Source organism: Leucobacter chromiireducens (assembly GCF_003917135.1).
Taxonomy (GTDB): domain Bacteria; phylum Actinomycetota; class Actinomycetes; order Actinomycetales; family Microbacteriaceae; genus Leucobacter; species Leucobacter chromiireducens_A.
This window is the reverse complement of record NZ_RPDI01000009.1, coordinates 38,535-64,516: the sequence shown is the minus strand read 5'-3', so window position 1 is coordinate 64,516 and position 25,982 is coordinate 38,535. Positions and strand designations below refer to the sequence as shown.

The following is a 25,982-nucleotide window of genomic DNA, read 5'->3' as shown; positions in this document are numbered from 1 at the left end:
CTTTCACCGGGAGGAGCGATACTGCACGGCGAGCAGCCACGCGAGGTAGAGGCCGCCGAGGGAGACGGTGACGACGCCAACAGGCACCCCGACGAGTTGCGCGATCGCGTCGGACACCACGACGAGCGCGGCCCCCGTGAGCATGAGCGGCAGGGTGCCCATCGGGCTGCTCGCGCGGAGGAGGCGCTGGCAGATTTGGGGTGCGGCGAGGGCGATGAACGAGATCGGGCCGGCGGCGGCCGTGACGAGCGCCATCAGGGCGACGCCGGCGCACATGGCCCAGAAGCGCAGCCGCCCCGGCCGGACGCCGAGCGCTGCGGCCGCGTCGTCCCCGAGTTCGAGGAGCGGCAGCGTGCGCGCGAGCGGCAGCGACGCGCAGGCCACGACGACGAACACGAGCGCCGCGGGCGCGAACTGCTCGTGGCCGAGCGAGGCGAGCGAGCCGGCACCCCAGGTGGCCACCATCATGGCCTGCTCGACGCTCACGGAGATGAGGATCCACGAGCTCAGCGAGCCCAGCCCGGCCGAGACGCCGATTCCCACGACGATCAGCCGGAAGGAGCTCGTGGTGCGCTTCGCGGCGAGCGCGTACACGAGCAGCGCGGTGAGCATGCCGCCGACGAGGGCGCCCGCCGCTTTGAACAGGTAGGTGTTGAGCCCGAGCACGAGCAGCGTGATCGTCACCCCGAACTGCGCGCCCATCCCGAAGCCGATGATGTCGGGCGAGCCGAGCGGGTTGCGCGTGAGCGACTGGAAGATGCCGCCGGAGAGCGCGAGGGCTGCCCCGCACAGGATCGCGAACAGCAGCCGCGGCAGCCGCCACTCGAACACCACCTGGCGCGCATCGGGATCCGCTGCCGGGTCGACGAGCGCGTGCAGCACCGTCGCGACGTCGAGCGAGTACGAGCCGATCATGGTCGACGCGAGCCCGGCCGCGAGCACGATGAGCGCGAGCACCGCGCTGACCCACAGCGCGCGAACGGGAACGCGGCCGGAGGCGCGCGGCCCCGCGATCCACACCTCGCGGCGGCCGCGGTCGATGTGCACGTTCGGCCGGCTCACAGCTCCACCACCCGCCTGCGGCGCACGAGCGCGACGAGCACCGGCGCGCCGATGATGCCGGTGACGATCCCGACCCGCAGCTCCCCGTTCGGCAGCGCGATGCGGCCGAGAATGTCGGCGATGAGGAGGAACACGGGCCCGACGATCACGGAGTACGCGAGCACCCACCGCTGATCGGGCCCCGTGAACCAGCGCACGGCGTGCGGCACCATGATCCCGACGAAGGCGATCGGGCCCGCCGCGGCGACGCTCGTGCCGGCGAGGAGGGTGACCGCGAGCACCACGAGCACGCGGGTCGCGGCGATGCGCGTCCCGAGCGCTCCGGCGAGCTCATCGCCGAGCGCCAGCGCGTTGAGCGAGCGTGCGCAGGCGAAGCCGAGCGCGAGCCCCGCGAGGATCAGCGGGCCGGCCCACGCGAGCTGGTCGAGCGTGCGGCCGCCAACCGAGCCGACGCCCCAGAACCGCATCACCTGCAGCGTGCTGTGGTGCTGGAGCACGATCGCCGTGGTGAGGCCGGTGCACGCGGCGCCGAGCGCCACACCGGCGAGCGTGAGCTTCGCCGGCGTTCCCCCGGAGGGGCCGAGCGAACCGAGCAGTGTCACGAGCACGGTGAGCGCGAGCGCGCCGAACAGCGCGAAGGGCACGTATGCACCCGGCGCGGTGAGCCCGAGCACCCCGACCGCGAACGTCACCGCGAGCGAGGCCCCGGCGTTCACGCCGAGGATGCCAGGGTCGGCGAGCGGGTTGCGTGTGAACGCCTGGATGAGCGCACCGCAGACGGCAAGCGCCGCCCCAACGAGCACGGCGAACACCGTGCGCGGGAACCGGAGCTCCAGCACGGTGAGGTGGAGCGGGTTCTCGGCGTCGAAGGACGCGAGCGCCGCAAGCACCGTCGCCGGGTCGATCGCCTTCGCCCCCACCGCCAGCGAGGCGATCACCGCGGCGGTGAGGAGCACCGCCGCGGTGATGAGCCCCGTTGCCCGAGCGATCACTTCCCGGTGATGGTGGGGGTGCCCTGCAGCGCGTTCGCGAGGTCCTCGACGTACTGCGGCAGGATGTACTGCAGCGAGAGCACCGTCGGGGCGCTGATCGCCGAGGCGGCGGCCTGATCGGTGTAGATCACGTACGACTGCTCGGCGATGGGCTCCCACTGCGAGACCACCGCGTGCTCGACCGTGTACTTCGCCTCCGCGGCGCTGCCGCCCCACGCGCCGAAGAGGTCAGCGTCAACGTCGCCGAGCTGCTCGAGGCTCACGCCCGTGTACCAGTTGTCGCCCTCCGCGGTGCTCAGGAAGGTGTCCATCGCGGAGGTGGAGGTGAAGCCCAGCTCCTCCGTGATGCGCACGCGTGGATCGTAGTTGAGGTACACGCCGAGGTCGGTGCCGCCCTCGGTGAGGGTGAGGCCCCACACGAACGACTTGTCCGCGAACTCGGGGTGCGCGTCGGCGAGGGAGGTCACGAGCTCCTCGGTCTCGGCGACGAGTTCCTCGGCCCGCTCGTCCTCGGACATCGCGGTGCCGAGCGTGCGCGTCATGTCCTCCCACGTGCTCGGATCCCACGGCCGCGTGAGGTAGGGCAGGGTCGGAGCGATGTCGCTCAGTCGCTCGTACTCCACGTCGCTGACGCCCGAGTACAGGCTCACAATCAGATCGGGATCGAGCGCCTTGATCGCCTCGTAGTTCGGGCCCTCCTCCGCGTACGGGATGATCTCGGGTGTCTCGCCGTACTCGGCCATCACGTAGTCCTCGAACCACGGCTGGAAGCCGCTCTCGTCCGCGCCCCACACCTCCTCGATCCCCACCGGGTTCGTGCCGAGCGCCGCAACGATGTCGGGGCTCATCCACCCGAGCGCGACGATCCGCTTCGGCTTTGCGGGGATCGTGGTGCTGCCGTGCGCGTGCTCGATCACGACGGCGTCACCGACGGGGGCCGGCTCGGCCGCGTCGGCTCCCGGTGCGCTCGGCGCGCACCCGGTGAGTGCGAGCGCGGCTGCGGCGAGCAGCGCGGTGAGGCCAGCGGCCCGTCGGATCTGGGGGCGCGCGAACGCGTGCGGCATGGTTCTCCTTCGGCAGAGTGAGCGGGTGGGGCGAGCCGGTACACGCCGGAGTACCGACGTCTGATGTAGGGAAGGCTCACCTAACTCATCAAGCGTACGATCGCCGCGCGCGCCCGTGTGTTGCCGAGTGGACGAGTTCTATTGCGAATCCGACACTCGCGCGCTACCGCCAGTAGCTGCGCTGCGCCGAGTCCGCCCTGGCGCGCGCGACGTACTGCCGCGGGCTCACGCCGAAGCGCGTCTTGAACGCGGCGGAGAACGCGCTCGTCGAGTCGTAGCCGCTCTGCTGGCCCGCGAGACCGATGGGCTCCCCCGCAACGATGCGCCGCGCTGCGGCGGTCATGCGGACGCCAGCGCGCCACTGCCCGAAGCTCATCCCGATGTCGCTCGTGAACACGCGCAGCACGGTGCGCTCGTGCAGGCCGTGCCGCGCGAAGAGCTCGCGCGCGGTGCACCGATCCCCCGGCTCGGCGAGCACCGCCTCGACGAGCCCGCGCACGCGCTCATCGGCGGGGACCGGAACCTCGCCCACCTCCTCGGCCACGTGGTGCGCCGGCAACTGCAGCAGCTCGATCAGCGTGCCCTGGATGCGGATGCGCAGCTCGGGATCCATGTCATTCGACGCGAGATGGAGCAGCATTTCCTGCACCGCGCGTGGCACGGCCACCCGGCTCACCTCGGTGACCGGCGCCCCCAGCGCGCCGTCCGGCAGGTAGGTGTAGCAGCCGGTCGCGTCGGCCTCGTGCCGCGCGGTGTGCGGAGTGTGCGGCGGGAGCCAGATCCCCTGCCCGGGGCCGAGCTGCCACATGGCGCCCTCGAGGTACACCCAGACGGTGCCGCGATAGCACCACGCCAGCATGGCCTCCGGGTGCGTGTGCGGCGGCGCGATGGGGCGATCGGTGGGCACGTCACCGTCGCGCACCACACCGGTCGTCAGAAGATATGGATCGCGAATCGCCGGCGGGCGTGCCCCACTGCTGGCCCAGTCGGGCTGGCGATACGCATTCATCAGATGATGATCGTAGCAGCGCGCTAGATCCACCCCTGCTGCCAGGCGTGCTCGGCCGCGTCGTGGCGGTTCGACACACCGAGCTTCGTGATCGCGGCCGACAGGTAGTTGCGCACCGTGCCCGGCGAGAGGAAGAGCTGCTCGGCGATGTCCTGCACGCTCGCGGTGCCGCGCGAGCCACGCGTGGCGCGCAGCACATCGAGCTCGCGCTCGGTGAGCGGGCAGCGCTCGGCGGTGAGGGCGGCCGCCGCGATCTCCGGGTCGATGTAGCGCTTCCCCGCGGCGACATCGCGGATCACATCGGCGAGCTCGCCAGCCGGGGTGGACTTCGGCACGAAGCCGGCGACCTGTGCGGCGAGCGCGCGGCGCAGCACACCAGGGCGCGCGTGCCGCGTGACGATGATCACGCGGGTCTCGGGCAGCGCCGCGATGATGCGCTCGGCGGCCTCGATCCCGTCGGCGCGCGGCATCTCAAGGTCGAGCAGGCAGATGCGGGGACCACACTCGAGCGCGCGCTCGACCGCCTGCTCGCCGTCGTCGGCGCCCGCGACCACCTCGATGTCTGGCTCGAGCCCGAGCAGGGCCTCCAGCGCGCCTCGGATCAGGTGCTCATCGTCGGCGATCAGCAACCGAATCGGATCGGCCGCCTCGCGCACCGTGGTGTCGGTCATCGCGCTCCTCCATTCGGCACCCAGGCCGTCAGTTCGAACCGGGCCGCTGGCGCGCCCGGCCCCGCTTCGGTTGCGGTGGCGCGCTCGGCGACCACCGCGCTCAGCGTCCCGCCGACCGCGGCGAGCCGCTCGCGCAACCCGGCAAGCCCGGACCCCGGCACGGCGCCGTCGCCGGATTCGCTCGGCTCGGATCCCACGCCGTTGTTGCTCACCAGCAGCAGGAAGCCGCCCCTCGCCCGCGTGAGCGTCAGCTCGGCCTCGCTCGCCTGCGCGTGGCGGAGGATGTTCGTCGTCGCTTCACGCACGGCGAACGCGAGCACGCGCTGCAGCTGCGGGTCCGTCGGCATCCCCGTGACCGTCAGCCGGCACTCCGCCCCGGCGAGCGTCAGCACATCGCTCGCGTTCTCGAGCTCCTCCGTGAGCCCCACCTCGCGCAGCCCGGCGACGAGCGACCGCGTCTCCTCCATCGCCTCTTTCGCGATAAGCCGGATCTCCCCCACCTGCGCGGCCGCCTGGGCCGGCGCGCTCGCGAGCGTGCGCTCAGCAAGCTCGGCCTTCAACGCGATCACCTGCAGGTGGTGGCCCTGGATGTCGTGCAGATCGGACGCGAAGCGCAGCCGCTCCTGCGTCACCGCGAGGTCGGCGGCGAGGTGACGGGCCTCGTCGAGGCGGCGCACCACCTGCCACACCCAGAGGCTCGTGAGCAGCATCAGCGGGAACAGGAGCCCGTACAGCACCACGAGCCAGTGCAGTGGGCCCTCGTGCGCGAGCAGCACCCCGGGCTCGCGCAGCTCGTGCGCGAGCAACGGCACGAGCGTGAGTAGCAGCAGGCCGAACAGCATGAGCCAGCGGCGCGGCCGGCGCACCCAGCACGCGAGGAGCGTGCCCGAGAACCACAGCTGTACCGCGGCGAACACCGCGATGCTGGGGTCGAGGAACGCGAGCGCCCAGGCGGCCCCAGCGGTGAGCATGAGGAGCAGGGACCAGGTGCGCGGCGGCGCAGCGGCGGTCTCAGCGTCTCGGAGGAACCAGGCAACCCGGAGTCGCACCCCGGCGCACACCACGGCCAGCACGACACAGACTCCGAGCAGCGGGTCGGGCCGATCAAGCACGCGCACGAGCGTATCGCCGACGATGCTCAGGTCAATGATGAGAAACAGGAACACGATCGAGCCGAGCGTGTAATTCCAGGTCGCGGTGACGCCGGCGCCAGGAGCTTGCGTTGGGGAGGCTTCAGTCACGCGTCCAGCCTAGGCGGCGGCGCGCGCTCGGCAGCGCACTCGGGCCACCGTGTGACAGATGTCACGGGTGGATCCTGCGGGACGCACCCCACGGGGTGACACGGCGGCACTGGGGCTCAGCGCGCAGGCCCGAAACGATAGAACCATCACCGCTCCAACCGAAAGGCTGTCATGATCACCACCCTGCAAGACTTCACCGCGTCGCTCCCCGAGGTACTCCAGTGGCTCGGCGTGCTGCTCGTGTCGGCGATCCCCTTCGTTGAGTCCTACTTCGGCTCGGCGATTGGCGTGCTGATCGGACTGAGCCCCGTCCTCGCGATCGGGGTCGCCGTGATCGGCAACATCATCTCCATGCTGATCTTCGTCCTCACCGCGCACGGCGTGCGCACCCAGGCGACCAAGGGGCGCGACGCGACGCCGCTGAGCCCGCGCCGCGCGAAACTGAAGCAGCGCTTCGACCAGTACGGGGTCCCCGGCGTGAGCCTGCTCGGCCAGCTCATCCTGCCGAGCCAGATCACCTCTGCGGCCATGGTGTCGTTCGGGGCCGCGAAGAACCAGGTGATCCTGTGGCAGATCATCTCGATCATCCTCTGGGGCACGGTGTTCGGCGTGCTCGCCGTGCTCGGTGTCGCGGTGCTGCGCTGAGGCAGCACCGCGATGCCCGCACTACGAGCTGCGTCGGCGGGCGCCTGCCGCGGCGAGCACCGCGCCGGCGCCGAGAAGCAGCGCGGCACCCCCCAGCAGGATCCAGGCCTGCTCGGCGCCGCCGGTCTGCGCAAGCGCACTGCCGGCCTTCGCGCCCTGGGTCTCGGGTGCCACGGTGGCACCGTCGTCGGTGCCACCGTCGGTTTCGCTCTCGGTGCCTCCGTCAGTACCGCGGTCCGGCTCGTCCGCAGCGATGATCGCGGTCACCGTGGCGGAGCTGCGCAGCAGCCCCTGCTCGGCCGGCACGAATCGCAGGTTGATCTCGTGCGTTCCCACGGGCAGACCGGCGAGCGCAGAGGTGCCCGCACCGTCGGATACCATAAACGGTTCGCCCAGCGGCTCGTCACCCACGAACACCTGCACGGTGCCACTCGGATGGAGGGTCTCAGCGGGAGCAGCGTTCGCACCGTCGCGTCGCGCAGCAGGCTCGGGGTCGGGACCCGGCTCGTCCTCCAGAATGGAGACCGACACGGCGACCGTCGCGGGGTGCGCCGGGGTGCCACGCAGTTCAGACTGCGCGGGGGTGAGCACGGTCTCCACCGCGCGAACGTTCACCTCCGTCGGTGCGATCTCAGCACCGCCGAAGCCGGGGGCCGGGAAGTAGCGCGCTGACACCTGGTGCCGGCCTGTGGTGAGTCCGCTCAGCGACGCTTCGAAGCGTGAGATGCCATCGCCCGGCGTTGCGTCGCGATCATCGCTCGACGCCTCGGCGAAGAAGACCTCGCCGTCGACGAGGATCTCGATCCCGCCGCGCGGGTCGATCCGGGAGCCCGGCTCGGTGGAGCGGACCGCAAGTTGAGCGGTCACCGTGTCGAGCGCGCGCACCTGGAGCGCGGAGAGGCTGAGCTGCGCGCTGGTCCCGTGAACTCGCGCGCCGAACTTGGCCGGCTCTGATGCTGAGGGTGCCCAGTTCCCCGCAGCATCGCCGGTGTAGGCGACGACGAGTTCTTTCACGCCCCATGGCACGTCCGCCTGCGCGAAGCGAACGGCCCCGTCGGCGGCCACTGCTGCGCGCTGCACCGGTGAACCGTCGGCGAGCAGCTCCGCGGTGCCCGAGATGCCCGGCGTCGGCGAAGTCACCTGCGCGGTCACGTCGATGGGGGTGAACGCTGCGGGCGCGTCCGGCATCTCGACGATGGCCGTCTGCGTCGGCGCCTGGGCGACCGTGATTGTGGTCCCAGCGCTGACCGAGGGCAGCGCCCCTGGCAGGCCAGGGGCATCGCTCTCCGACCCGGCGAAGCGCGCGGTCAGCGTTGCGCTCCCCGCGCCCGGCATGACACTCACGGGGAAAATCGAGGAGACTTTCGTGCTGCTCCGCGGAAGCAATAGAACACTCGAGCCGATTTTCGTTTCGTCGAGGTAGAAATCGATCGGCTTGCCGATGATTATCGACGGGCCGAGCAGCTCAACGGTGGCGCTCACAGTGAGGAGGTCGCCGTACGTCGCTGGCATCTTGTCGACCGACAGCGTTGTCGCGGTCTCTGAGCGAGGGGCCGGCTCCTGCTGGACGACCGTGACGGCCAGTGCCGGGCTTGCCTGGCCGAGCCCGGCACAGCCGAGCGCGAGCGCGGAGGCCACGAGCAGCGCGAGGGATCGTGGGCATGAAGATTTCTGGGTCATGCCCAGAGCGTACGTGCGCGTGCTCCCCCACTCGGCTGCACGTCAGCGAGCGCTGCGCGAACTGCAACGTTTCTGCGCGCGCTGGGGCGCGTCGGGCGCCCGCTTCGCCGCCCCATCCCAAGCGATTCGGCTGCCGCCAGCCCGAATCACCGAAGGCGGCTGGCTTTCGCCGAATCGCTTGGGTTGGCGGGGCGCGGTGAGGCGGGGCGGAGCGCGAGGTGCAGGATCGGGTAGGGCCGGCCGTCGCCGTCGTGCTCGCTGCGCCCCACCCGCGCGAAGCCCCGGCTCAGGTAGAAGCCGAGCGCGCCGGGGTTCTGCTCATTGACGTCCACCGCCGTGACCCCGAGCTGCGCGACCGCGTGATCGAGCAGCGCACCGCCGATGCCGCGGCCGCGCACAGGGTCGGCGACGAAGAGCATCTCCAGTGACCCATCGGCGACGCCCGCGAAGCCGACCGGCGCCCCGTCCAGCTCGGCGACCACCAGAGTGACCGCCGGGAAGTAGGCAGCGGGCAGCAGCGCGTCGATGCGCGCGAAGTCGGCCGGGTCAAGGAAGTCGTGCGTTGCGCGCACCGCGCTCCGCCAGATCTCCTGGAGCGCCGGGTACTCCACCGCACCACGGCAGGGGCGGATGGCTGGGCGATTCGCTGTCGAGTGCACCCATCGATCCTGCGCTGATTTTCCGACGCAGTCAAACGCCGCGCCACGCCCGGGATGTACGCTGGACGGATGTCCCATCTTGATCTGTCTTCGATCAGCTACGGGCTTCCCGATGGCCGGCCGCTCCTCAACAGCGTCTCGCTGCGCGTCGGCGACGGCGAACGGCTCGCGCTCATCGGCGCGAACGGCGCGGGGAAGTCGACCCTGCTGCGCATCGCGCTCGGCGAGCTGACGCCCGACGAGGGAGCGGTCGCGCGCACCGGGACGCTCGGGGTGATGCGGCAGTTCCTCACCGGAGCGTCGGTGCGTGATCTCCTCCTCGACGTCGCCGCGCCGGAGATCCGCGAGGTGAGCGCGCGCGTCGCCGCCGCCGAGCAGCGCATGGCGGAAGTCGGTTCCGAGGCCTCGCAGATGTCGTACGCGAACGCGCTCGTCGCCTGGGGCGAGGTGGGCGGCTACGACGCCGAGGTGTTCTGGGACGTCTGCACGCAGGCCGCGCTCGGCCTCCCGTTCGAGCGGGCGGCGAGCCGGCCCGTCGACACGCTCTCCGGCGGCGAGCAGAAGCGGCTCGTGCTCGAGGCGCTCATTCGCGGCCCGCACGGCCTCCTCATCCTCGACGAGCCAGACAACTTCCTCGACGTGCCAGGCAAGCGCTGGCTTGAGGATCAGCTGCGCGCCTCCGGGAAGGGCGTGCTCTTCGTGAGCCACGACCGCGAGCTCCTCGCCCGCTCGGCCACCTCGATCGCCACGCTCGAGCTCGGGGCCGCCGGCAGCACGGCCTGGATCCACGCCGGCAGTTTCGCGAGCTACCACGCGGCGCGCGACGCCCGCTTTGCACGGCTCGACGAGCTGCGCCGCCGCTGGGACGAGGAGCACGCAAAGCTCAAGGCCCTCGTGCTCATGTACAAGGAGAAGGCCGCGTACAACGACGGGATGAGCTCGCGCTATCAGGCGGCCCAGACGCGCCTCGCGCGCTTCGAGGAGGCCGGCCCGCCCCACGAGCAGCCGCGCGAGCAGCGCCTCGAGATGCGACTCTCGGGCGGGCGCACCGGCAAGCGCGCGGTGGTCTGCGAGCAGCTGGAACTCACCGACCTCATGTTCCCGTTCGACGCCGAGGCCTGGTTCGGCGACCGCGTCGCGGTGCTCGGCGCGAACGGATCGGGGAAGTCGCACTTCCTGCGGCTGCTCGCCGCGGGCGGCAGCGATCCCGATCTCGAGCACGAGCCGGTGGGCGATCTCGACATCGAGCCGGTGGCGCACACCGGGCGCGCGCGGCTCGGGGCGCGGGTGCGCCCCGGCTGGTTCGCGCAGACGCAGCGGCGCCCCGACCTGGCCGGTCGCACGCTGCTCGAGATCCTGCACCGCGGCGACGAGCACCGAGCCGGGCGGGATCGCGAGGCCGCGGCCCGCGCCCTGGCGCGCTACGAGCTCGCGCAGTCCGCGGAGCAGGCCTTCGACTCGCTGTCCGGCGGGCAGCAGGCGCGCTTCCAGATCCTGCTGCTTGAGCTCGCCGGCGCGACGCTCCTACTGCTCGACGAGCCGACCGACCACCTGGATCTCCAGTCGGCCGAGGCGCTGCAGCAGGCGCTCGCCGCGTTCGAGGGCACCGTCATCGCGGTGACGCACGACCGCTGGTTTGCGCGCGACTTCGACCGCTTCTGGGTGTTCCAGGAGGACGGTGAGGTCGTCGAGTCGCCGACGCCGGTGTGGGACGAGGGGCGGGTGCAGCGCGCACGCTGACGCTACGGGATGGGCACCGCCCGCTCCTCGCCGATCTGCTTCATGACCATCGTCGAGGTGAGCCGCTGGACCCCGGGCAGGCCCGTCAGCGTCGTGTCGAAGAACTGCTGGTAGTCGGCAAGATCCCGCGCGAGGACCCGGAGCAGGTAGTCGGGCTGCCCGAACAGGCGCTGCGCCTCAACGATGCTCGGCAGTTCGGCGACGGCCGCCTCGAACGCCGCGATCACCTCGAGCGCGGTGTGCTGCATCGTGACGAACACGATCGCCTCGAAGCTGAGCCCAACGGCCTCCGGCGCGACGATCGCGCGGTACCCCAGGATCGCGCCGGATCGCTCGAGCTCTTTGAGTCGGCGATGGCACGCCGACAGGCTGAGGCCCACCCGCGCGGCGAGGTCGGTCGCGGTGATCCGCCCATCCTCCTGGAGGATCGAAAGGATCTCCCGGTCAAGTGTGTCCATGTGGAAGATTCTGCCAGCACTTCCCGCGATTCGCTCGAAGAAGCGGAGCACATTTCGCCGAATTCTCCGTACAGTCTTCACGCGGGCGCAGCACGGCGCACGCACGGCGAACCGGAGACGCAATGGATGGCACCCTCGTACTGCAGTTCTGGGCCGTCGCGGTACTCCTCGCGCTGACCCCCGGCCCGGACTGGGCGTTCGCGATCTCCACCGGGCTCCGCTCGGGCGCGGTCGTGCCGTCGGTGCTCGGCATGGCCGCCGGCTACATCGTGATGGTCGCGGTGCTCGCGCTCGGCGCTGGCGCGCTCATCACGGCGTTCCCGATCCTCCTCACTGCGCTCACGGTGCTCGGCGCCGCGTACCTCGTCTTTCTCGGGGTGGGCACGCTCCGCGCTCCGGCGCAGGCGTTTGGGGACACCGCGGCGGCGCCGGGCGGCAGCTTCCTCAGCCAGTTCCTCCGCGGTGCCGGCGTGAGCGGCTTCAACCCGAAAGGGCTGCTCCTCCTCCTCGCGGTGCTCCCCCAGTTCACGTCCCCGCTCACGCCGTGGCGGCCGGAGGCGCAGATGTTCGTGCTCGGGCTGCTCTACGTCGCCACCATCATCGTCATCTACTTCGCGATCGCACACGGCTCGCGCCGCGTCCTCGGTGCCCGGCCACGCGCAGCCCTCGTGATCACGCGGGTGGCCGGCGTCTCGATGATCGGGATCGGCCTGCTGCTCGTCGCCGAGCAACTCGCCCCGCTGCTCGCGTAGCGGCACCGCACCGCACCGCCAACCATGGCCGGCGTCGCCACGCTGGCGCTCGGGTGGTGCGGTGCCGCTTCGTTTCGGCGGAATCGCGCGCTACGTCGCGGGGTCCGCCGCCACGGCAGGCGGCGTCGAGTTGCCGCGAACCGTCCAGAACCAAGAGTGCCGCCACAGCTCCCACTCCCACTTGGGCGTTGCCGCGTTGATATTCACGATGTCCCACTTGTAGATGCGCAGCTTGCCCGAGAACTTCGCCTCAGCTGACGCCCACGCACCCACGGCGAGGCTCAGGTTATGCGTGTCCGGTGGCGTGACCGTGTCGGTCAGGGTGCCAGAAATGTTGGCGCGCGGCTTCACAAGCAGCTGCGGTCCGGCTACACCGTAGATGAGCGTCTCGGTCTTCAGCGTTGGCCCGACAGCCACGGCGCCGGAGACTTCGGGCGCGATTTTGCCGTTCAGTGCGCGAACCGTCGGCGCAGTCATCTTCGCGCTACTCTGACCTTCCACCGTGGTGATCCCATTCGCCGAGCTGTAGCGAAAGCCCTGCGTGATCGTCCGGTCATAGCGCAGGTTCGTCACGTGCACGTTCGCCTGGATACTCGCTTCCGCGTCGATCGTCAGCGTCACGTAGTTCTTGACGACGATGGGGATCGGGCCGAGGTACACGGTGAACGACCCGACCTCGGTGCGCTTCAGCGGTTCGAGGAGGGTCACCTCGCGCTTGGCGGAACCGTTCGCCGCGATCTCGACCCCCACCCCGGCGGCAACTTCCGCCTGCACGGTGAAGTCATTCACACGCACACCGGCGGGGACCACCTTCAGTTTCCTGATCAGCGTGACGTCAAGCGCGATGTGCACATCGGCCTTCGCCTTCACCTCCGCGCTGATCATCGCTTCGAAGAGCCCATCGACCGGGTGATCGGTGATGCGGGTCAGAATGTTGTCGACGTCTGTTTTCTTCGCGTTCGTCATCGTACGAACGATCACGTTACTCTTGCCACCGCCGTCACCAACGAGCAGGTAGAACACCGGGTTCACTTCGAGTGCGGCTGCTGTGTCCCAGGAGTTGCCAGCGCGCGCCGAGTCCTCCGCACGCACCGCGGCACCGCTCGGCTCATGGCCGAAGACCGCGTCTTCGCCCGTGACGAGTTCGCCCGTTCCTCCGCGCTCGTTCTCGTACGTCACGTCGTCGCGAGTGAGGGTCTCCCCCGTCTCAGGGTCGGTGATCGTCACCTCAAGCGGATCGTCACCGGCCTCTCCGGCGAGCGGCGCGAGGGACTCGAGGTCCGGACCGACGGTGTCGGCGTTGAACTCAAGCTCCTCATCGATCGCAGCGTTGAGCACCACGTCACCGAGAGCGGCCTCGGTGGTACGGACGAGCCAGTCGGTGCCGCGCAGTTCAATGCTCGCGATCCGCCCAAGGAACCCATCCGGCAGTCCGGGGGTGGCCTGGGAGACGATGACGCTGTCGAGCATGAGCTCAGCGGGGAGTTCCGCAAAACGCACCACGCGCGGGTCGCTCGTGGCGTCCATGACCGGGCCGTCCGCGCCGTTGACCACGAGTGCGTTCTCGTTCACGGTCGCGGCCTCCTCGGTGACCGCGGTGATCTGCAGCTCAATATTCGTGGCGGTGCGCGCCCCGGCACGGTCGACCAGGGTCACGGTGTAGCGGTATCGGCCGTCGAGCGGCGCGCCGACCGCGGTGGTGAAGCGCAGCTCCCCGTCATCGGTGACCACGACGTCGGCGTTGCCGATGTACCCGTCCTGGCCGATCTCCTCCGGGTAGTCCGCCGGGTTGAACCCGGGGGCATCCACACCTGCAATCGCAACCTCGACGTGATCAACGTTCTCGTCGCCTGCGCTGAGCGAACCCGCCAGCTCGAAGAAGCCGTTCTCATTCAGATCGATCGCGGCACCGTTTCGCTGCGAGTCGATCACGACGGCGGCCGCGGTGTTCGCACCCGGTGTCGCCTCGCCCAGGTACTCACCGATCAGGTGCAGGCCGACATCGGCGGTGCCCCGGTTGAGGTGCAGCCGCTCGACCTCACCCGCTGGAGCGAGCAGCAGCTGCGGAATCGCACCCGCCGCCGCGTCGACCACCACCCCTTCCGGGCGGCCCGTCGGTGCCGCGCCGAAGTCGAGCAGCGCTGGCTCGCTTCCCGGGGTCGCCTGCGCGAGCACGAGGACATACCCACCCTCGCTCGTGTCGCCGATGGGCACCTCCGCAGCGCGCGGGCCCACCGTGGTCGTGAACTCCACGTCACGGTCGCTCGCGAGGTCGAAGCCGCCCGTCACGTTCACCCGGGAGTGGAACTCGTCGGCGTTCGGCATCCAGCCGAGCACGTCCATGCGCAGCTGGGCGTCGCCCCCGTCGATCTCCGCACGGACGAGCCCCTGCGCATCCGGGGTCACCACGGTGGTGAGCGAGGTGATGCCTGCTGGCAGGTGCAGGGTGGCGCCGTCCAGGGTGACGTTTGCTGCGCGCTGCAGCTCGAGGGTGAGCGCGGCGTACACGGCACGCACATCAGCGGTGGGCACGCCTCCCTCCCCGGTGACGCCGATGTCCATCGGGCGGCCGGGCGCAAGCCCCGCCCCGCCCAGTCCGGCCACGCTGTCGGCTCGAGTCACCGGGGCGTCGAGCGTGATCGTGGAGCCCGGGGTCCCCGCTTCGAGCAGCGTGCCGTCCTCGCCGATCCGCGGCGCGCTGCCCGCAAGGCCTGCGATGACCTCGACGCGTGCGTCGGTATTTGCGGACGCCCAGAGCGATGCCGTGCCATCGGTGACGCGCAGCAGCGAGGTCGTCGATGCCGCCTCGCCAGCTGGCACGGTGAGGATCGCAACCGGGTGTTCGGCCGTGCCCGTGAATACGGTGCGCGGCGCGTCGGACGCAGCGAGCGAGACGCGCACGAGCGCGCCAGTGTTCCCGGCCGCGAGTCCGGGCAGCGCGACGCGAGCGCCGGCAGTGGCGCCGAGTCCTGCGCCCCACCCGAGTGAACTCTCGGCCGCGGGCAGTCGATCCGATACGGGGGTGAAGATGTCTTTCGCCGCGGCGACCTCGCGCAGGTCGGAGGGCATGGCGAGTGCTGGCGATGCGACCGCGGTGGCGAAGCCGCCAGCAAGGGCGACCGCCGCGGTTGCCGCGAGCAGGCGATTCAGCGTCGGCTTCGGGCTCATGCGCGGGGCTCCTCGGTGTCGGTGATGTCGGCGGCGAGCGCGCGTCGCGTCTGTGCGGTGCGGATGGCGAACGTGGCCCCGCCGGTGACGAGCAGTAGTGCGGCCAGGATCCCCATCGAGAGCAGTGTCTGGTCACCCGTGGTGGCGAGCGGTCCGCTGGCCGATCCGCCAGAGCCTCCCGGCGTCACACCCCCGGTGCCTGCGTCGTCGGTCCCGGTGTCATCGGTGCCGGAGCCGTCCGTGCCCGAGTCATCCGTCTGCGTCCTCAGTTCAACACGGGTGGCATCGAGCACTACCCCAGCGTCGGTGGCGAAGGTGAGCGCGAGTACGGGCCTCGCCGCGAGCGCCGCGTCGGTGGCGGTGACCGTTGCGGTCAGCGTGCCCGGCGTCGCGGCGGTGCGGAAGCCGGCGCCGGAGACGGTGGGGGCCCAGGTGGCGGCGCGGGGGGCGTTGGTTCCGGAGGTGAGGACCAGCTCGACATCTGCCGGGGCTGCGCCCTCGAGGTCCGCCCACACCTGCGTGGTGCCAGCGGGAGCCTCTTCGCTCAGAGTGATGGGCTTGGGTGCGGGCGCGGCGGAGGCGGCCGGTGCCCCAGCTCCCGCGAGGCCGGCCCCGAGCAGCAGCGCGAGGAGTCGGCCGGTGGCGAGCAATGATCTTGTTTCAGATGCTTTCACCCGAGCAACGTAGCAAGCGTGCGGTGCGGCCAAACCGGGTGCGCCGGGAAGGCGTCGCAAGCTGACACTAAAGGTGCGCGTTCTGCTCACTCAGCGGTGGGCACCTCGGCGTCCTGGGAGGTGCGCGCGTACGCCTGTCGCTCCTGCTCGAGCATGAGGCGGTATTCGGCGGCCAGGGACATCTCCGTGGTCGCAGCTCGGGCGCGGGACGCGGGAGCGGCCGCGCCGGAGGGCTCCGCTGCCGCTGCGGGGGCGGCCAGGGGCGAGGTCGCTCGGCGCGCGGTCGCGGGATACCGCTGCGCACCACGCACAGATCTGGGGCGAGATGTGTTCATGCGAGCACGCTAACAAGCCCGGTCCAGAATGCAGAGGGGTCCACCACCAAGGGGACGCAAGCTGACGCCAAAGGTGCGCGATTTGCTCGCAGAGCTGAAAGTTCTCCGAGCGCGGGCTAGCGTTCTGCGCGGCCGAAGCGCCAGTACCCCATGAACGCCACCGCCTCGCGCGGCATGCCGCGCTCGGCGACGAGCTCGCGCCGGATCCGCTTGATCGCGTCGGCCTCACCGGCGAGCCAGGCGTATGCGCGGGCCGAGCGGGCGTCGTCCTCCGCCGGCATGCCCGTCTCCGGGTCGATCCCCGGCACCTCCCAGAGCACGGTCGCGTCGAGGTCGACGTCCTCGAGCTCGGGGCTGGCCGTCGGCCCCGACCGAGCGCGCGCCGCGGGGGCAAAGGCGGGATCGTCGAGCGCACGCACCGCGTCGACCAACGCATCGCCCGGGTGCCGTCCGCCGCGCTCGTGCACCTCGACCGTCACCCCGTCGGTGTCGCCCAGCAGCGCGACGTCGCGCGGATCTCCCAGTTCGAGCAGCACGCGCACCGAGGCCGCAGCGTCGAGATCCTCGAGGATCGCCGCGATGGCGGGAAGCGAGCTCTCGTCGCCCACGAGCAGCAGCCGCGTCGCGTCCCGCGGCGGCAGCCACCCCACCGCGCGAGTGTTCGCCGAGTATGCCCCGTTCGGCCCAACGATCGCTGCGAGGTCGCCCGGCCTCGCAGCGGCGGCCCACGCCGCGGCCGGCCCCGGGTTCGGGTGCCACGCGAAGTCGATCACGAGGCTCGCGGGCTCCCCGGTCGCGGGGTTCGCGCGGCGCAGCAGTCGGGGCGTGTAGGTGCGCATCGGCGGCTGCTCGGCCGCGCTCAGCGCGCACCACGCGGCGTACCAGTCCCCGCCGCCGTGCAGCTCGGGGAGCACCCCTCGCGCATCGGGAAGCAGGAGCTTGACGCGCTGGTCGATGCCGACGAAACCGAACTCGTCGAGCTCGTCCCCCGTGAACTTGACGCGCACGAAGCCGGGGGTCACCCGCTCCGCCGCGGCAACGCGGACGCGGAACAGGCGGTACGCGCCGAGCCCGCTCATGCGGCGCTCCGGGCAGCGCCGATCGGCACAATCATGGGGGTGCCGGCCACCGGGTCTGGGCAGACCACCGTCTCCAGCCCGAACACCTCGCGCACGAGCTCCACCGTGACGATGTCCGCTGGGCTGCCCTGCGCGACCACGGCGCCGCCCGACATGGCGATCAGGTGGTCCGCGTAGCGGGTGGCGAGATTCAGCTCGTGCAGCACGACCACCACCTGCGTTCCGCGCTCGCGCGACAGCCGCACGAGCAGCTCCAGCACGTCGACCTGGTGGGCGAGGTCAAGGTAGGTGGTCGGCTCGTCGAGCAGCAGGATCTCCGGTTCCTGGGCGAGCGCCATCGCCACCCAGGCCCGCTGCCGCTGCCCGCCCGAGAGCTCGTCGACGCCCCGCTCAGCGAACTCGCTCATGCCGGTGAGTTCGAGCGCTTCCGCGACCACCGCGTCGTCGCCGGCGCCGCGCCGGCCCAGCGCGCCGCGGTGCGGGGTGCGGCCGCGGTCGACGAGCTCGGCCACGGTGATCCCGTCTGGCGCGATGGGGGCCTGCGGCAGGAGCCCGACCGTGCGGGCCACCTGCTTCGTGGAGAGCTGCGCGATCCGCTGCCCGTCGAGCAGCACCGCGCCCCCGCGTGGCCGCAGCAGTCGCGCGAGCGCGCGCAGGAGCGTCGACTTGCCGCACCCGTTGCCGCCGACGATCATCGTGACGCCGCGGTCCGGCAGGGTGAGGTCGAGCCCATCGATCACCGGGGCCGTGTCGTAGCCGACCACCAGTTCGCGGGCTTGGAGCGTGTGCGTCATACGCGTGTGCGTCCTCTCATGAGCAGGAACAGCAGGTAGGGGGCGCCGAGGATCCCGGTGACGACGCCGACGGGGAGCACGGCGGGCGTGAGATGCTGCGCGAGCACATCCCCGCCGAGCACCAGCAGGGCGCCGACGAGCGCGGCGGCGAGCGGGACGGTCTCCGCGCGGCGCACGAGGCGCATCGCGATCGGGCCGGCGAGGAACGCGACGAACGCGATGGGACCGGTGAGCGACGTGGCGACCGCGATGAGCAGCACGCCGCAGAGCACGATGCTGAGCCGCGCCACCGGCACGCGCACGCCAAGCGCCGCTGCGGTGTCGTCCCCCAGCCGGAGTGGGTGCAGCCGGGAGGCGATGAGCAGGCCGGCGGCGATGAGCAGCGCGAGCACCGGCAACGTCGGCCCCAGCTGATCCCAGAGGCTGCGGCTGAGCGAGCCGGTGAGCCACACCACGGCGTCCTGCGCGCCCTTCACGTCGCTGCGGGTGAGCACGTAGTTGATCACCGCCTGCAGTGCCGCGGCGAGGGCAATGCCGACCAGCACGAAGCGGATCCCCGAGAGGCCGCGGCGGTACGCGCACACCCACACGATGAGCGCTGCGCCGAGCGCGCCGAGCACGGCAACCCAGGAGACGAGCAGGCCGGAGGCGCCGAACAGGCCGATCGCGATCACGGCCGCGGCGCTCGCCCCAGCGGAGATCCCGATCACGTCGGGGCTCGCGAGCACGTTGCGCAGCATGGTCTGGAACAGGGTCCCGCCGAGCCCGAACGCCATCCCGGCGCCGAGCGCGCCGAGCGCGCGCGGCACGCGCAGCTCGCCGACCACGAAGGAGGCGCCAGGCACGTTCTCGCCGGCGAGCACGCGCAGCACATCGCCGAGCGGCGTCACCGAGTTGCCCCACACGAGCGAGACGACCATGAGCGCGACGATGGCGGCGCCGAGGGCCGCGCAGACGAGCGCATCGCGGCGCACGCGCGCCGCACGGGAGCTGCGCAGCCGCGCGGCGAGCTGCCCGCTCACAGGCCGACCGCCGTGCGTCGCTGCAACAGCACGATGAAGATGGGCGCGCCGACCACCGCCGTCACGATGCCCACCTCCAGGAGGCCAGGACGCGCGATGAGGCGACCGATCACGTCGCAGACGAGGAGGAACGCGGCACCGACGAACGCGGAGAGCGGCACGACCAAGCGGTAGTCGCTCCCCGCGATGAGGCGCACGGCGTGCGGCACGGCGAGCCCGACGAAGCCGATGGGGCCGGCGATCGCTGTCGCCGTGCCGCAGAGCAGCACCGCGGCGAGCGCCGCGAGCCCGCGGACGACGCCGACACGGATCCCGAGACCACGCGCAACATCGTCGCCGAGGGCGAGCCCGTTGAGCCCGCTGGCGCAGACGAGCGCGACCACCGCGCCAACGCCGAGGAAGCCGGCGAGCTGCGCGATCGTGCCGAGATTGCCCGCGGTGAGCGAGCCGATCTGCCAGAACCTGAAGTTCTCGAGCGTCGACTCGTCGGTGATGAGGATCGCGGAGATCACCGACGCGGCGATCGCCGCAACCGCGGCGCCCGCGAGCGCGAGCGTCACGGGGGTGGCCCCTGCGGGGCTCGCGCTCGCCGCGCCGTAGCCGACGAGCACCGCGACCGCGGCGCCGATGAGGGCGCACCACACGATCGCGAGCGGCGCTTCGAGCCCGAGGAGGCTCATCCCGAGCACCACGAAGAGCGATGCGCCGGCGTTCACGCCGAGCAGCCCCGGATCCGCGAGCGGGTTGCGCGCCATCCCCTGCATGAGCGCGCCGCCCACCCCGAGCGCAGCCCCGACGACGAGGCCGGTGACGGTCGTGGGGATGCGCGCGAGCACGGCGGCCTGCTCGATGTTCTCGGTGTTCGGCGCCGTGAGCGCGTCCCACACCGCGGCGAGCGGCACGTCGCGCACCCCGATGGTGAGCGAGAGCACGGCGGCGAGCGCCACCGCGGCGAGCGCGATGCCCACCACCCAGGCCGGGGCGAGGCGCGCGGGTCGGCGCGCCTCGCCCCGGAGCGGCGCGGTGGGACGCGTCACTTGACCTGTGCTGCGGCCTCGCCGAGCTGCTTCGCGTATGCCGGGAGTGCCCACGGGATCGACAGGGGGGTCGGCGAGGAGATGGCCATCAGCTGGGCGTCATCCTCGATGTACACGAGGGCGCCAGACTGCACCGCGGGGATCTTGCTGAGCAGCGGGTCCTCGCGCAGGGTGGAGAGGTCCCCGCCACCCTGCACGAACACCACGGCGACGTCGGCGTCGAGCGTGTCGGCCTCCTCCGCGCTGATCGACGAGACGAACTCCTCGGAGCCCTCGGACAGCTTCACGATGGACGGTGCGATCTCCAGCCCGAGGTCGGTGAGGTACTGGAGGCGGGTGTCGTTGGGCGTGTAGTACTGCACCTTGCCGGCGTCCTTCGCGTCCACCCAGATCACCATGCCGGTCTTCCCGGCGACCTCGGGGTACTTCGCCATCTCGGTGTCGGTGAACTCCTCGGTGTCGGCGATCAGCTGCGCTGCGGCGTCTGGCATGCCGAGCGCCGCCCCCACCATCCGGGTGCTGTCGCGCCACGGGGTGCCCCACGGCGTGGTCTCGTACGCGACGGTGGGCGCGATCTTGCTGAGCGTGGTGTACTCCTGCTCGCTCAGGCCCGAGTTCGTGCCGAGAATCAGGTCGACGCCCGCGTCGGCGAGCACCTCGTACGGCGCGCCGTCGAGCTCGTCGTGCAGCGCGGGGAGCTTCGCCCCGTCGGCCTCGATCGCCTCACGCGTCCAGGGCAGGTACCCCTCGGCGTCGCCGCCGAAGCTCGACGTACCGATCGACACCGGAACGACCCCGAGCGCGATGGCCGCGTCGAAGCTGCCCCAGCCGATCGTGCCGACCCTCTCGGGCTGCGCGGGAATCTCGGTCGTGCCGTAGACGTGCTCGACGGAGGTGGGGAATACGCCATCGCCCGCCGCCTCGCCCCCGCCCGTCTCCTCGGATGCCGACGGGGACGCCGCGCACGCCGTCAGCGCGAAGGCTGCGGCGGTCAGTGCGGCGAGCGCGCCGAGCGAACGGCGGACGGGGCGGGGGCGGTGCGCGGACATCAGGCTCCTTAGCGATCGGAATTTCCGAGCATAAGGTTACCCTCAAATACATCTGATGATCTACCCGAGTGCCAGATCAGGCCGCCGCGAACGTCTCCTCGGCGAAGTCGAGCAGCGCCGAGGCGCGCGGCGTGAGCGACGTGTCCTTCGGCCAGATGCCGACGACGTGCGTGACCGTGACGGGCGGGTCGAGCACAGGAGCTGGATCGAGTCTCCACTCGCGGTGCTCCCCAGACCCGTCTGAGACCTCAGCGCCTGGGTTGATTCGCGGAGCGAACGTCAGCGCGCACGCCGCACACGCTCGCCCGCGTTCGGCACGCTCACTCCGCATGCGGTGGCAGCCCGCGCACACGCAATCCGACGGCCCCAGCACGGAACCCGCGAGGCGATTCCGGGGCGTTCCACGGCACCGGTGCCGGATCGTGATTCGGGGGCCTGCGTTGTGCCGTTGACTGGCCTGACCTGCGTCTAGAGGCCGGCGCGGGGGGCTCCCCGTGCGATCGCGGCGGAACTGTCACAGGCCTGGCCACGTGGAGTATTCCACGCAGAGTGTGTGGAGTGATTGTATGCTCGTCGAAGAGATCGTACGGAAGCGAGCGCCGGTGGTTATTGGACGTGAAACTGACCTTGCAACGGCGTTCAGCCTGCTGCAGCGCGGCGGGAGCGTCGACGTCGTTGGCAGTCGCGGCAGCGGCCGCACGGCCTTCCTGAGCGCGCTCCGCACCCGGCTCGAGAACGACGGCTGGCGCGTCATCTCGGTGCGCGGCGTCGCCTCGCTCCGCCAGCACCCGCTCGCGGCCATGCACCTCGCTGGAATCGGGGGCCCGGCCGATACCCGCGTGACGTCGACGCTGCAGAGCACCGCCGACGCGCTGATCGATGCAACCCGCCAGGAGAAGTCGGTGCTGTTCCTCGACGACTGGGACGACCTTGACGAGTCGTCGTGGGGCGTCGCCGAGGCGGTGCGCCGGCGCACGAACCTGCCGCTCATCATCTCGCGGTTGCAGGGCCTCCGAGCGCGACACACGCCAAGCGGGCTCCAGGCGTCGACGCTTGAGCCCTCCTACGTCATCGATCTCCACCCGATCCGCTTCGAGGAGCTTGAGCAGGCACTCGCCGAGCACCTGGGCGGGCCGATCGAGGTGGGCACGATGAGCCGGCTCTACGCGAAGTCCGGCGGAATCGTCGGCCTCGCGCGGAGCCTCGCCGACGCGGGCGCCCGCGAGGGGCGCCTCGTCCAGACCCCGACCGGCTGGTCGGCCACCCGCGATCTCTGGAGCCCTGCGCTGCGCGGGATCCTCGAGGCGCACCTCGAGAATCTCAGCGAGAGCGCGCGACGCGCTCGAAGTGATCGCACTCGTCGGGGTCGCGGACGTCGAAACCGTGCGGAAGCTCATCTCCTGGGAGACGCTTGAGCTCCTGGAAGAGCGTGCCATGGTCAAGCTGATCCCGAGCGCGAGCCGGCAGCTCGTCACTGTGGTGCCCCCGCTCCTGGTGGAGTTCTTCCGCAACCAGCCGTTGGCGACGCGTCGAATTCACCTCACCGAGCTCATCGTCGACCGGCTCGGCGCAGCGAGTCCCGTCAACCTGCTGCTCGCGCACCACTCCGGTCCCGAGCGCGACGTCAGCGAGGACGACGCGCTCTTCGTGCGGCTTCTCCAGGAGCGCGCACGCACCCGGCGCATCGTCGCGCACGCCGAGTGGCTCGACAATCCCAAGCCGAGCACGGCGGCCCACTACGTCACTGCGCTGCTGCAGACCCCGGACACTCGGGACGAGATCATCTCGGTGTTCGAGGAGACGGATCCTGCGCGCGGCGGCGAGGAAGGCCGAGCGGCGTTCGCCGCGCTCCGTGCGGAGTGGCGCGCGGTCGTCGAGCGGGATCTGGATGGCGCGCTCGCCGATCTGGCCGACGCACGCGAGGGCCTGGGCGACTGGGCGCGCGTCCTCGATGCCGTCGCGGTACGACTTGAGACCCTGATGCGGGCGGTTCCCGAGGACTTCGCGGCCCGGCTCGAAGTCACCGAGGTGCTCCCCGAGGCCGTGGCGACGGAGCTCCGCGAGGCTCAGCTGCTCGTGCTCATCACACTCGGCCGCTTCGGTGACGCCAGGCGAGTGTTCTCGGCCCTGCCCGAGCGCGTCAAGAACCACGCGAGCTCGACGGCGAATCAGCTGCACGGCTACCTCCTCCTCGGCGAGGGGCAGTACGAAGAGGCGATGCGCTGGGCGCACCGCGGACTCGACGAGGCGCACGGCCTACTCGACGCCGACGCCACGCTCGGCCACGGCGCCCTCGCCGCGCTGGGGCTCTCGATCGCGGGCGACTACCCCGCAACCGAGACACTCCTCGACACCCTCTTCGCGATCGGCGAGCCCTCACCGCTGCTCGTGCACACGCAGTTGGCGCTCCTCAGTGTGGCGACCGTCGTCGCGGTGCGTCGTGGACAGCTGCAGGTGGGCGAGCGCTATTTCGCCGAGGTGGAGGCGCTCGACCTGCTCGACGGCCCGCTTCCTCCCCAGACGCTCGCGTGGCCGGCCGCGCAGCTCACCGCGTTCAACGGGCAGACGCAGGGCGCTGCCGCGGCGCTCAGCGCCGAAGCAGACCGACTGTGGAACCGCGGGGCGCGGTTCACCGCGGCGCTCGGCAACCTCACGAGCCTTGAGATCTCCGACGACACCGCGCTGCTCGAGCTGACGCGGGCACGCGTGAGCGAGCTGGACAGCGCCTACCTCTGGCCGCACCTGCGCTACCTTGAGGCACGGATCACCGGGGATCCGCGCCTGCTCATCGAGTCGGTCGACGCGCTCATGAGCACCGGCCGCCCTGGCCTCGCCCAGCGGGCGCTCGAGGAGGCGGCCGAGCTGCTGCGCGAACAGGGCGACGCGGCGGCCGCCGAGGACGCCGACCGCACGCGCCAGGACCTGCTCGAGGAGGTCGGGGCCGAGCGTATGGACAGCACACGCTTCCTCGCGGTCGCGATCACGCTCTCGGATCGCGAGCTCGAGATCGGCCAGCTCGTCGCTGAGGGTTTGGCCAACAAGGAGATCGCGGCGCGGCTCGTGCTCAGCGTCCGGACCGTGGAGAGCCACATGCGGCGCATCATCCGGAAGACGGGTCTGAGCAACCGCGCTGCCCTGGCGGAGTACGTCCGACGCGTGAACGGCGACGCGGCCGCACCGATGCCGGCCCCGAAGGACCACTTCTCGGCCCAGTCGATGTAGGTGACGGGGCCCGGTCAAGAACTCACCTGCAATACTGGGGGCCATGACGCAGCAACCGAGTCTCGTCCAGGCCACCGGCGTCGATGTGCCCGCGATTGAGGCCCTCGTACGCGCGGCTTACGAGCCGTACGTCGAACGGATCGGGCGCGAACCGGCCCCCATGAGCGCGGACTACCGCGAGGCCGTGGAGGCCGGCCGCGTGATCCTCGCCGTGGACGGCGAGCGGGTGATCGGCGTGCTCGTCACTGAAGCGAGTAGTGATGCCCTCCTGATCGAGAATGTCGCCGTTTCCCCGGACGCGCAGGGGCTCGGGATCGGCGCGCTGCTGCTCGACCACGCTGAAACGCAGGCGCGTGCGCTCGGCCTCGGAACGCTGCGGCTGTACACGAATGCCAAGATGACTGAGAATCTGTCCTACTATCCTCGCCGAGGGTATGTTGAGGTGGACCGTCGCACGGAGCACGGTTTTGACCGGGTGTTCTATGCGAAAGTCCTTGACCCGCGTGCGAAGGATCGCTGATCGCTCAGCCCGCACCCGCCTTGCGCCCCACCGGGGAGTGACGGATCATGGAGTCCCGAGCAGCAACGCTGAGATCGACACACCGAGGAGGCCCCGCATGACGTGGTGGGTGACCGTTTCCCTGGTCCTTGTCGCGCTCTGGGCGCTCGACCGGCTCGCACTCTGGGCCGAGGCACGAGGCTGGGTGTACTACCGGAAGAAGAAGCCGAGCGGTGGGGGCGGCGCGATCCTCGGCGTCGCAGTGGAGGTCTTCCAGCCCGCGCAGCACGCGGCCGTGCAGGTCATCGAGGAGCAGTCGCGCCGGATCGACGTCGCCGAGGACGCCGACCCGCTGGACCGGCGCGACTCGCGACTCCCGTCCGCCGACGAGGCGCCCACGGGCCCGCGCCCCTGACGCAAACCCCGACCCCGACGCAGGCGCGATCCCGATCAGCTCGGGATCATCGCCGGCCCGGCACCCGCGTCACCGCGTGGCGCGGGTACCGAACGACACATCAGGCTACGGCAGCAGATCGATCATCTGCGGCCGAGCCTTCATCGCATGGATCACCAGCTCATTGCCGCTGTCGAATACGAGAACGACCGTCTCCAAGAGCCGACCCCGAGTGTCGAAGCCGAGCCGCAGCTGACGCGCGGGACTGTTCTCATCGAGATCTTCGATCCATACCGCCCATGTCGCTGCATGAATCGCGTCCTCACGGAGAACACCGTGCTTCAACGCCGAGCCGTGAACATTCACGCTGCCAACAGGTGAAGCGCTTCGCGAATGATCTCCGAGCGCGACTTGCCCTCCCGTTCAGCGCGTTCGTCGATCGCGGCGATCTCCTCAAGGGTGAGCCGGAGCGCGACGACCTGGGATGGTTCAGCGCCGCGACCGGGGCGTCCCCGACCGCGCTTCTTCAAGGCCGCAGCGTCATAGCCCGCCTCTGCTTCGGCAGCCCAGGCAGCGATCTGCTCCTCGGTGACGGGAGCCCCATTGATCGTCTCGCGCTCACTCATGCCATTAATGTATAACGAAAATACTGGCTGGGCAAGGGGTCCCCACGCGATCAACTCCCCCTGGCTCGCGACGAGAGTGAGCGTCCCGCCGGGCCCGCGCCCCTGACGCC

Annotated in this window: 25 protein-coding genes; 7 read left to right on the top strand and 18 right to left on the bottom strand. The window is 70.9% G+C overall.

Annotation, left to right across the window (positions count from 1 at the left end):
- Nucleotides 1-3: 3 nt before the first annotated feature.
- From EGM46_RS06280 to EGM46_RS06255, 6 genes are all read right to left on the bottom strand, one after another.
- Nucleotides 4-1,062 (bottom strand): FecCD family ABC transporter permease, encoded by a 1,059-nt coding sequence (locus EGM46_RS06280; RefSeq protein WP_241156214.1) that lies wholly within the window; start codon nt 1,060-1,062, stop codon nt 4-6.
- Entirely contained in the window at nt 1,059-2,054 is a 996-nt protein-coding gene (locus EGM46_RS06275; protein ID WP_125099306.1) for a FecCD family ABC transporter permease, read from the bottom strand. The genes EGM46_RS06280 and EGM46_RS06275 overlap by 4 nt, the downstream gene beginning before the upstream one ends.
- Complete coding sequence (locus EGM46_RS06270; RefSeq protein WP_125099305.1) at nt 2,051-3,118, bottom strand: ABC transporter substrate-binding protein; 1,068 nt, start codon at nt 3,116-3,118, stop codon at nt 2,051-2,053. The genes EGM46_RS06275 and EGM46_RS06270 overlap by 4 nt, the downstream gene beginning before the upstream one ends.
- Before the next feature lie 163 nt (nt 3,119-3,281).
- Nucleotides 3,282-4,127, bottom strand: coding sequence for a helix-turn-helix transcriptional regulator (locus tag EGM46_RS06265; RefSeq protein WP_125099304.1), 846 nt, complete (start codon nt 4,125-4,127; stop codon nt 3,282-3,284).
- A gap of 23 nt (nt 4,128-4,150) precedes the next feature.
- Nucleotides 4,151-4,798 carry a response regulator transcription factor gene (locus EGM46_RS06260; RefSeq protein ID WP_125099303.1) on the bottom strand — a complete coding sequence of 216 codons (648 nt, stop codon included), beginning with the start codon at nt 4,796-4,798 and terminating at the stop codon, nt 4,151-4,153.
- Nucleotides 4,795-6,039 carry a sensor histidine kinase gene (locus tag EGM46_RS06255; RefSeq protein ID WP_125099302.1) on the bottom strand — a complete coding sequence of 415 codons (1,245 nt, stop codon included), beginning with the start codon at nt 6,037-6,039 and terminating at the stop codon, nt 4,795-4,797. The genes EGM46_RS06260 and EGM46_RS06255 overlap by 4 nt, the downstream gene beginning before the upstream one ends.
- Nucleotides 6,040-6,210: 171 nt before the next feature.
- Between EGM46_RS06255 and EGM46_RS06250 the strand changes: the two genes are divergently transcribed.
- Complete coding sequence (locus EGM46_RS06250) at nt 6,211-6,684, top strand: small multi-drug export protein (protein ID WP_125099301.1); 474 nt, start codon at nt 6,211-6,213, stop codon at nt 6,682-6,684.
- Between the two features lie 21 nt (nt 6,685-6,705).
- Here EGM46_RS06250 and EGM46_RS06245 read toward each other — a convergent pair whose 3' ends face one another.
- Both EGM46_RS06245 and EGM46_RS06240 read right to left on the bottom strand, forming a co-directional pair.
- Nucleotides 6,706-8,364, bottom strand: a complete 1,659-nt coding sequence (locus EGM46_RS06245) for an Ig-like domain-containing protein (protein ID WP_125099300.1) — start codon at nt 8,362-8,364, stop codon at nt 6,706-6,708.
- 146 nt (nt 8,365-8,510) lie between these two features.
- Nucleotides 8,511-9,023 (bottom strand): GNAT family N-acetyltransferase, encoded by a 513-nt coding sequence (locus EGM46_RS06240; protein WP_277425213.1) that lies wholly within the window; start codon nt 9,021-9,023, stop codon nt 8,511-8,513.
- 69 nt (nt 9,024-9,092) lie between these two features.
- Between EGM46_RS06240 and EGM46_RS06235 the strand changes: the two genes are divergently transcribed.
- Nucleotides 9,093-10,763 carry an ABC-F family ATP-binding cassette domain-containing protein gene (locus tag EGM46_RS06235; RefSeq protein ID WP_125099298.1) on the top strand — a complete coding sequence of 557 codons (1,671 nt, stop codon included), beginning with the start codon at nt 9,093-9,095 and terminating at the stop codon, nt 10,761-10,763.
- A 2-nt stretch (nt 10,764-10,765) separates the two neighbouring features.
- Here EGM46_RS06235 and EGM46_RS06230 read toward each other — a convergent pair whose 3' ends face one another.
- On the bottom strand, nt 10,766-11,221 hold the full coding sequence (locus tag EGM46_RS06230) for an Lrp/AsnC family transcriptional regulator (protein ID WP_125099297.1): 456 nt from the start codon (nt 11,219-11,221) through the stop codon (nt 10,766-10,768).
- 122 nt (nt 11,222-11,343) lie between these two features.
- Here EGM46_RS06230 and EGM46_RS06225 point away from each other — a divergent pair, with 122 nt between their 5' ends.
- Nucleotides 11,344-11,973 carry a LysE family translocator gene (locus tag EGM46_RS06225; protein ID WP_125099296.1) on the top strand — a complete coding sequence of 210 codons (630 nt, stop codon included), beginning with the start codon at nt 11,344-11,346 and terminating at the stop codon, nt 11,971-11,973.
- A 90-nt stretch (nt 11,974-12,063) separates the two neighbouring features.
- On the opposite strand, the gene EGM46_RS06220 is transcribed toward EGM46_RS06225, so the two are convergent.
- From EGM46_RS06220 to EGM46_RS06190, 7 genes are all read right to left on the bottom strand, one after another.
- Nucleotides 12,064-15,141: a hypothetical protein gene (locus EGM46_RS06220; RefSeq protein ID WP_125099295.1), complete on the bottom strand. Its 3,078-nt coding sequence runs from the start codon at nt 15,139-15,141 to the stop codon at nt 12,064-12,066.
- Nucleotides 15,138-15,815, bottom strand: coding sequence for a hypothetical protein (locus EGM46_RS06215; RefSeq protein ID WP_125099294.1), 678 nt, complete (start codon nt 15,813-15,815; stop codon nt 15,138-15,140). Before EGM46_RS06215 ends, EGM46_RS06220 begins: the two co-directional genes overlap by 4 nt.
- Nucleotides 15,816-16,266: 451 nt before the next feature.
- The gene (locus EGM46_RS06210; RefSeq protein ID WP_125099293.1) at nt 16,267-17,229 is read right to left on the bottom strand and encodes a siderophore-interacting protein; all 963 of its coding nucleotides are present in this window, start codon (nt 17,227-17,229) and stop codon (nt 16,267-16,269) included.
- Nucleotides 17,226-18,023 (bottom strand): ABC transporter ATP-binding protein, encoded by a 798-nt coding sequence (locus tag EGM46_RS06205; RefSeq protein ID WP_125099292.1) that lies wholly within the window; start codon nt 18,021-18,023, stop codon nt 17,226-17,228. The genes EGM46_RS06210 and EGM46_RS06205 overlap by 4 nt, the downstream gene beginning before the upstream one ends.
- Nucleotides 18,020-19,045 (bottom strand): FecCD family ABC transporter permease, encoded by a 1,026-nt coding sequence (locus tag EGM46_RS06200; protein WP_241156213.1) that lies wholly within the window; start codon nt 19,043-19,045, stop codon nt 18,020-18,022. The genes EGM46_RS06205 and EGM46_RS06200 overlap by 4 nt, the downstream gene beginning before the upstream one ends.
- Entirely contained in the window at nt 19,042-20,082 is a 1,041-nt protein-coding gene (locus tag EGM46_RS06195; RefSeq protein WP_125099291.1) for a FecCD family ABC transporter permease, read from the bottom strand. Before EGM46_RS06195 ends, EGM46_RS06200 begins: the two co-directional genes overlap by 4 nt.
- Nucleotides 20,079-21,131 (bottom strand): ABC transporter substrate-binding protein, encoded by a 1,053-nt coding sequence (locus EGM46_RS06190; RefSeq protein ID WP_125099290.1) that lies wholly within the window; start codon nt 21,129-21,131, stop codon nt 20,079-20,081. Before EGM46_RS06190 ends, EGM46_RS06195 begins: the two co-directional genes overlap by 4 nt.
- 602 nt (nt 21,132-21,733) lie before the next feature.
- Between EGM46_RS06190 and EGM46_RS06180 the strand changes: the two genes are divergently transcribed.
- From EGM46_RS06180 to EGM46_RS06165, 4 genes are all read left to right on the top strand, one after another.
- Nucleotides 21,734-22,546: an AAA family ATPase gene (locus EGM46_RS06180; protein WP_125099289.1), complete on the top strand. Its 813-nt coding sequence runs from the start codon at nt 21,734-21,736 to the stop codon at nt 22,544-22,546.
- On the top strand, nt 22,479-24,353 hold the full coding sequence (locus EGM46_RS06175; protein WP_125099288.1) for a helix-turn-helix transcriptional regulator: 1,875 nt from the start codon (nt 22,479-22,481) through the stop codon (nt 24,351-24,353). The genes EGM46_RS06180 and EGM46_RS06175 overlap by 68 nt, the downstream gene beginning before the upstream one ends.
- Nucleotides 24,354-24,396: 43 nt before the next feature.
- Entirely contained in the window at nt 24,397-24,873 is a 477-nt protein-coding gene (locus tag EGM46_RS06170; RefSeq protein ID WP_125099287.1) for a GNAT family N-acetyltransferase, read from the top strand.
- Nucleotides 24,874-24,970: 97 nt separating this feature from the next.
- Nucleotides 24,971-25,267 carry a hypothetical protein gene (locus tag EGM46_RS06165; protein ID WP_125099286.1) on the top strand — a complete coding sequence of 99 codons (297 nt, stop codon included), beginning with the start codon at nt 24,971-24,973 and terminating at the stop codon, nt 25,265-25,267.
- 105 nt (nt 25,268-25,372) lie between these two features.
- Here EGM46_RS06165 and EGM46_RS06160 read toward each other — a convergent pair whose 3' ends face one another.
- On the bottom strand, nt 25,373-25,612 hold the full coding sequence (locus EGM46_RS06160) for a toxin (protein WP_125099285.1): 240 nt from the start codon (nt 25,610-25,612) through the stop codon (nt 25,373-25,375).
- Nucleotides 25,609-25,872 (bottom strand): ribbon-helix-helix protein, CopG family, encoded by a 264-nt coding sequence (locus EGM46_RS06155; protein ID WP_125099284.1) that lies wholly within the window; start codon nt 25,870-25,872, stop codon nt 25,609-25,611. The genes EGM46_RS06160 and EGM46_RS06155 overlap by 4 nt, the downstream gene beginning before the upstream one ends.
- Nucleotides 25,873-25,982 lie beyond the last annotated feature (110 nt).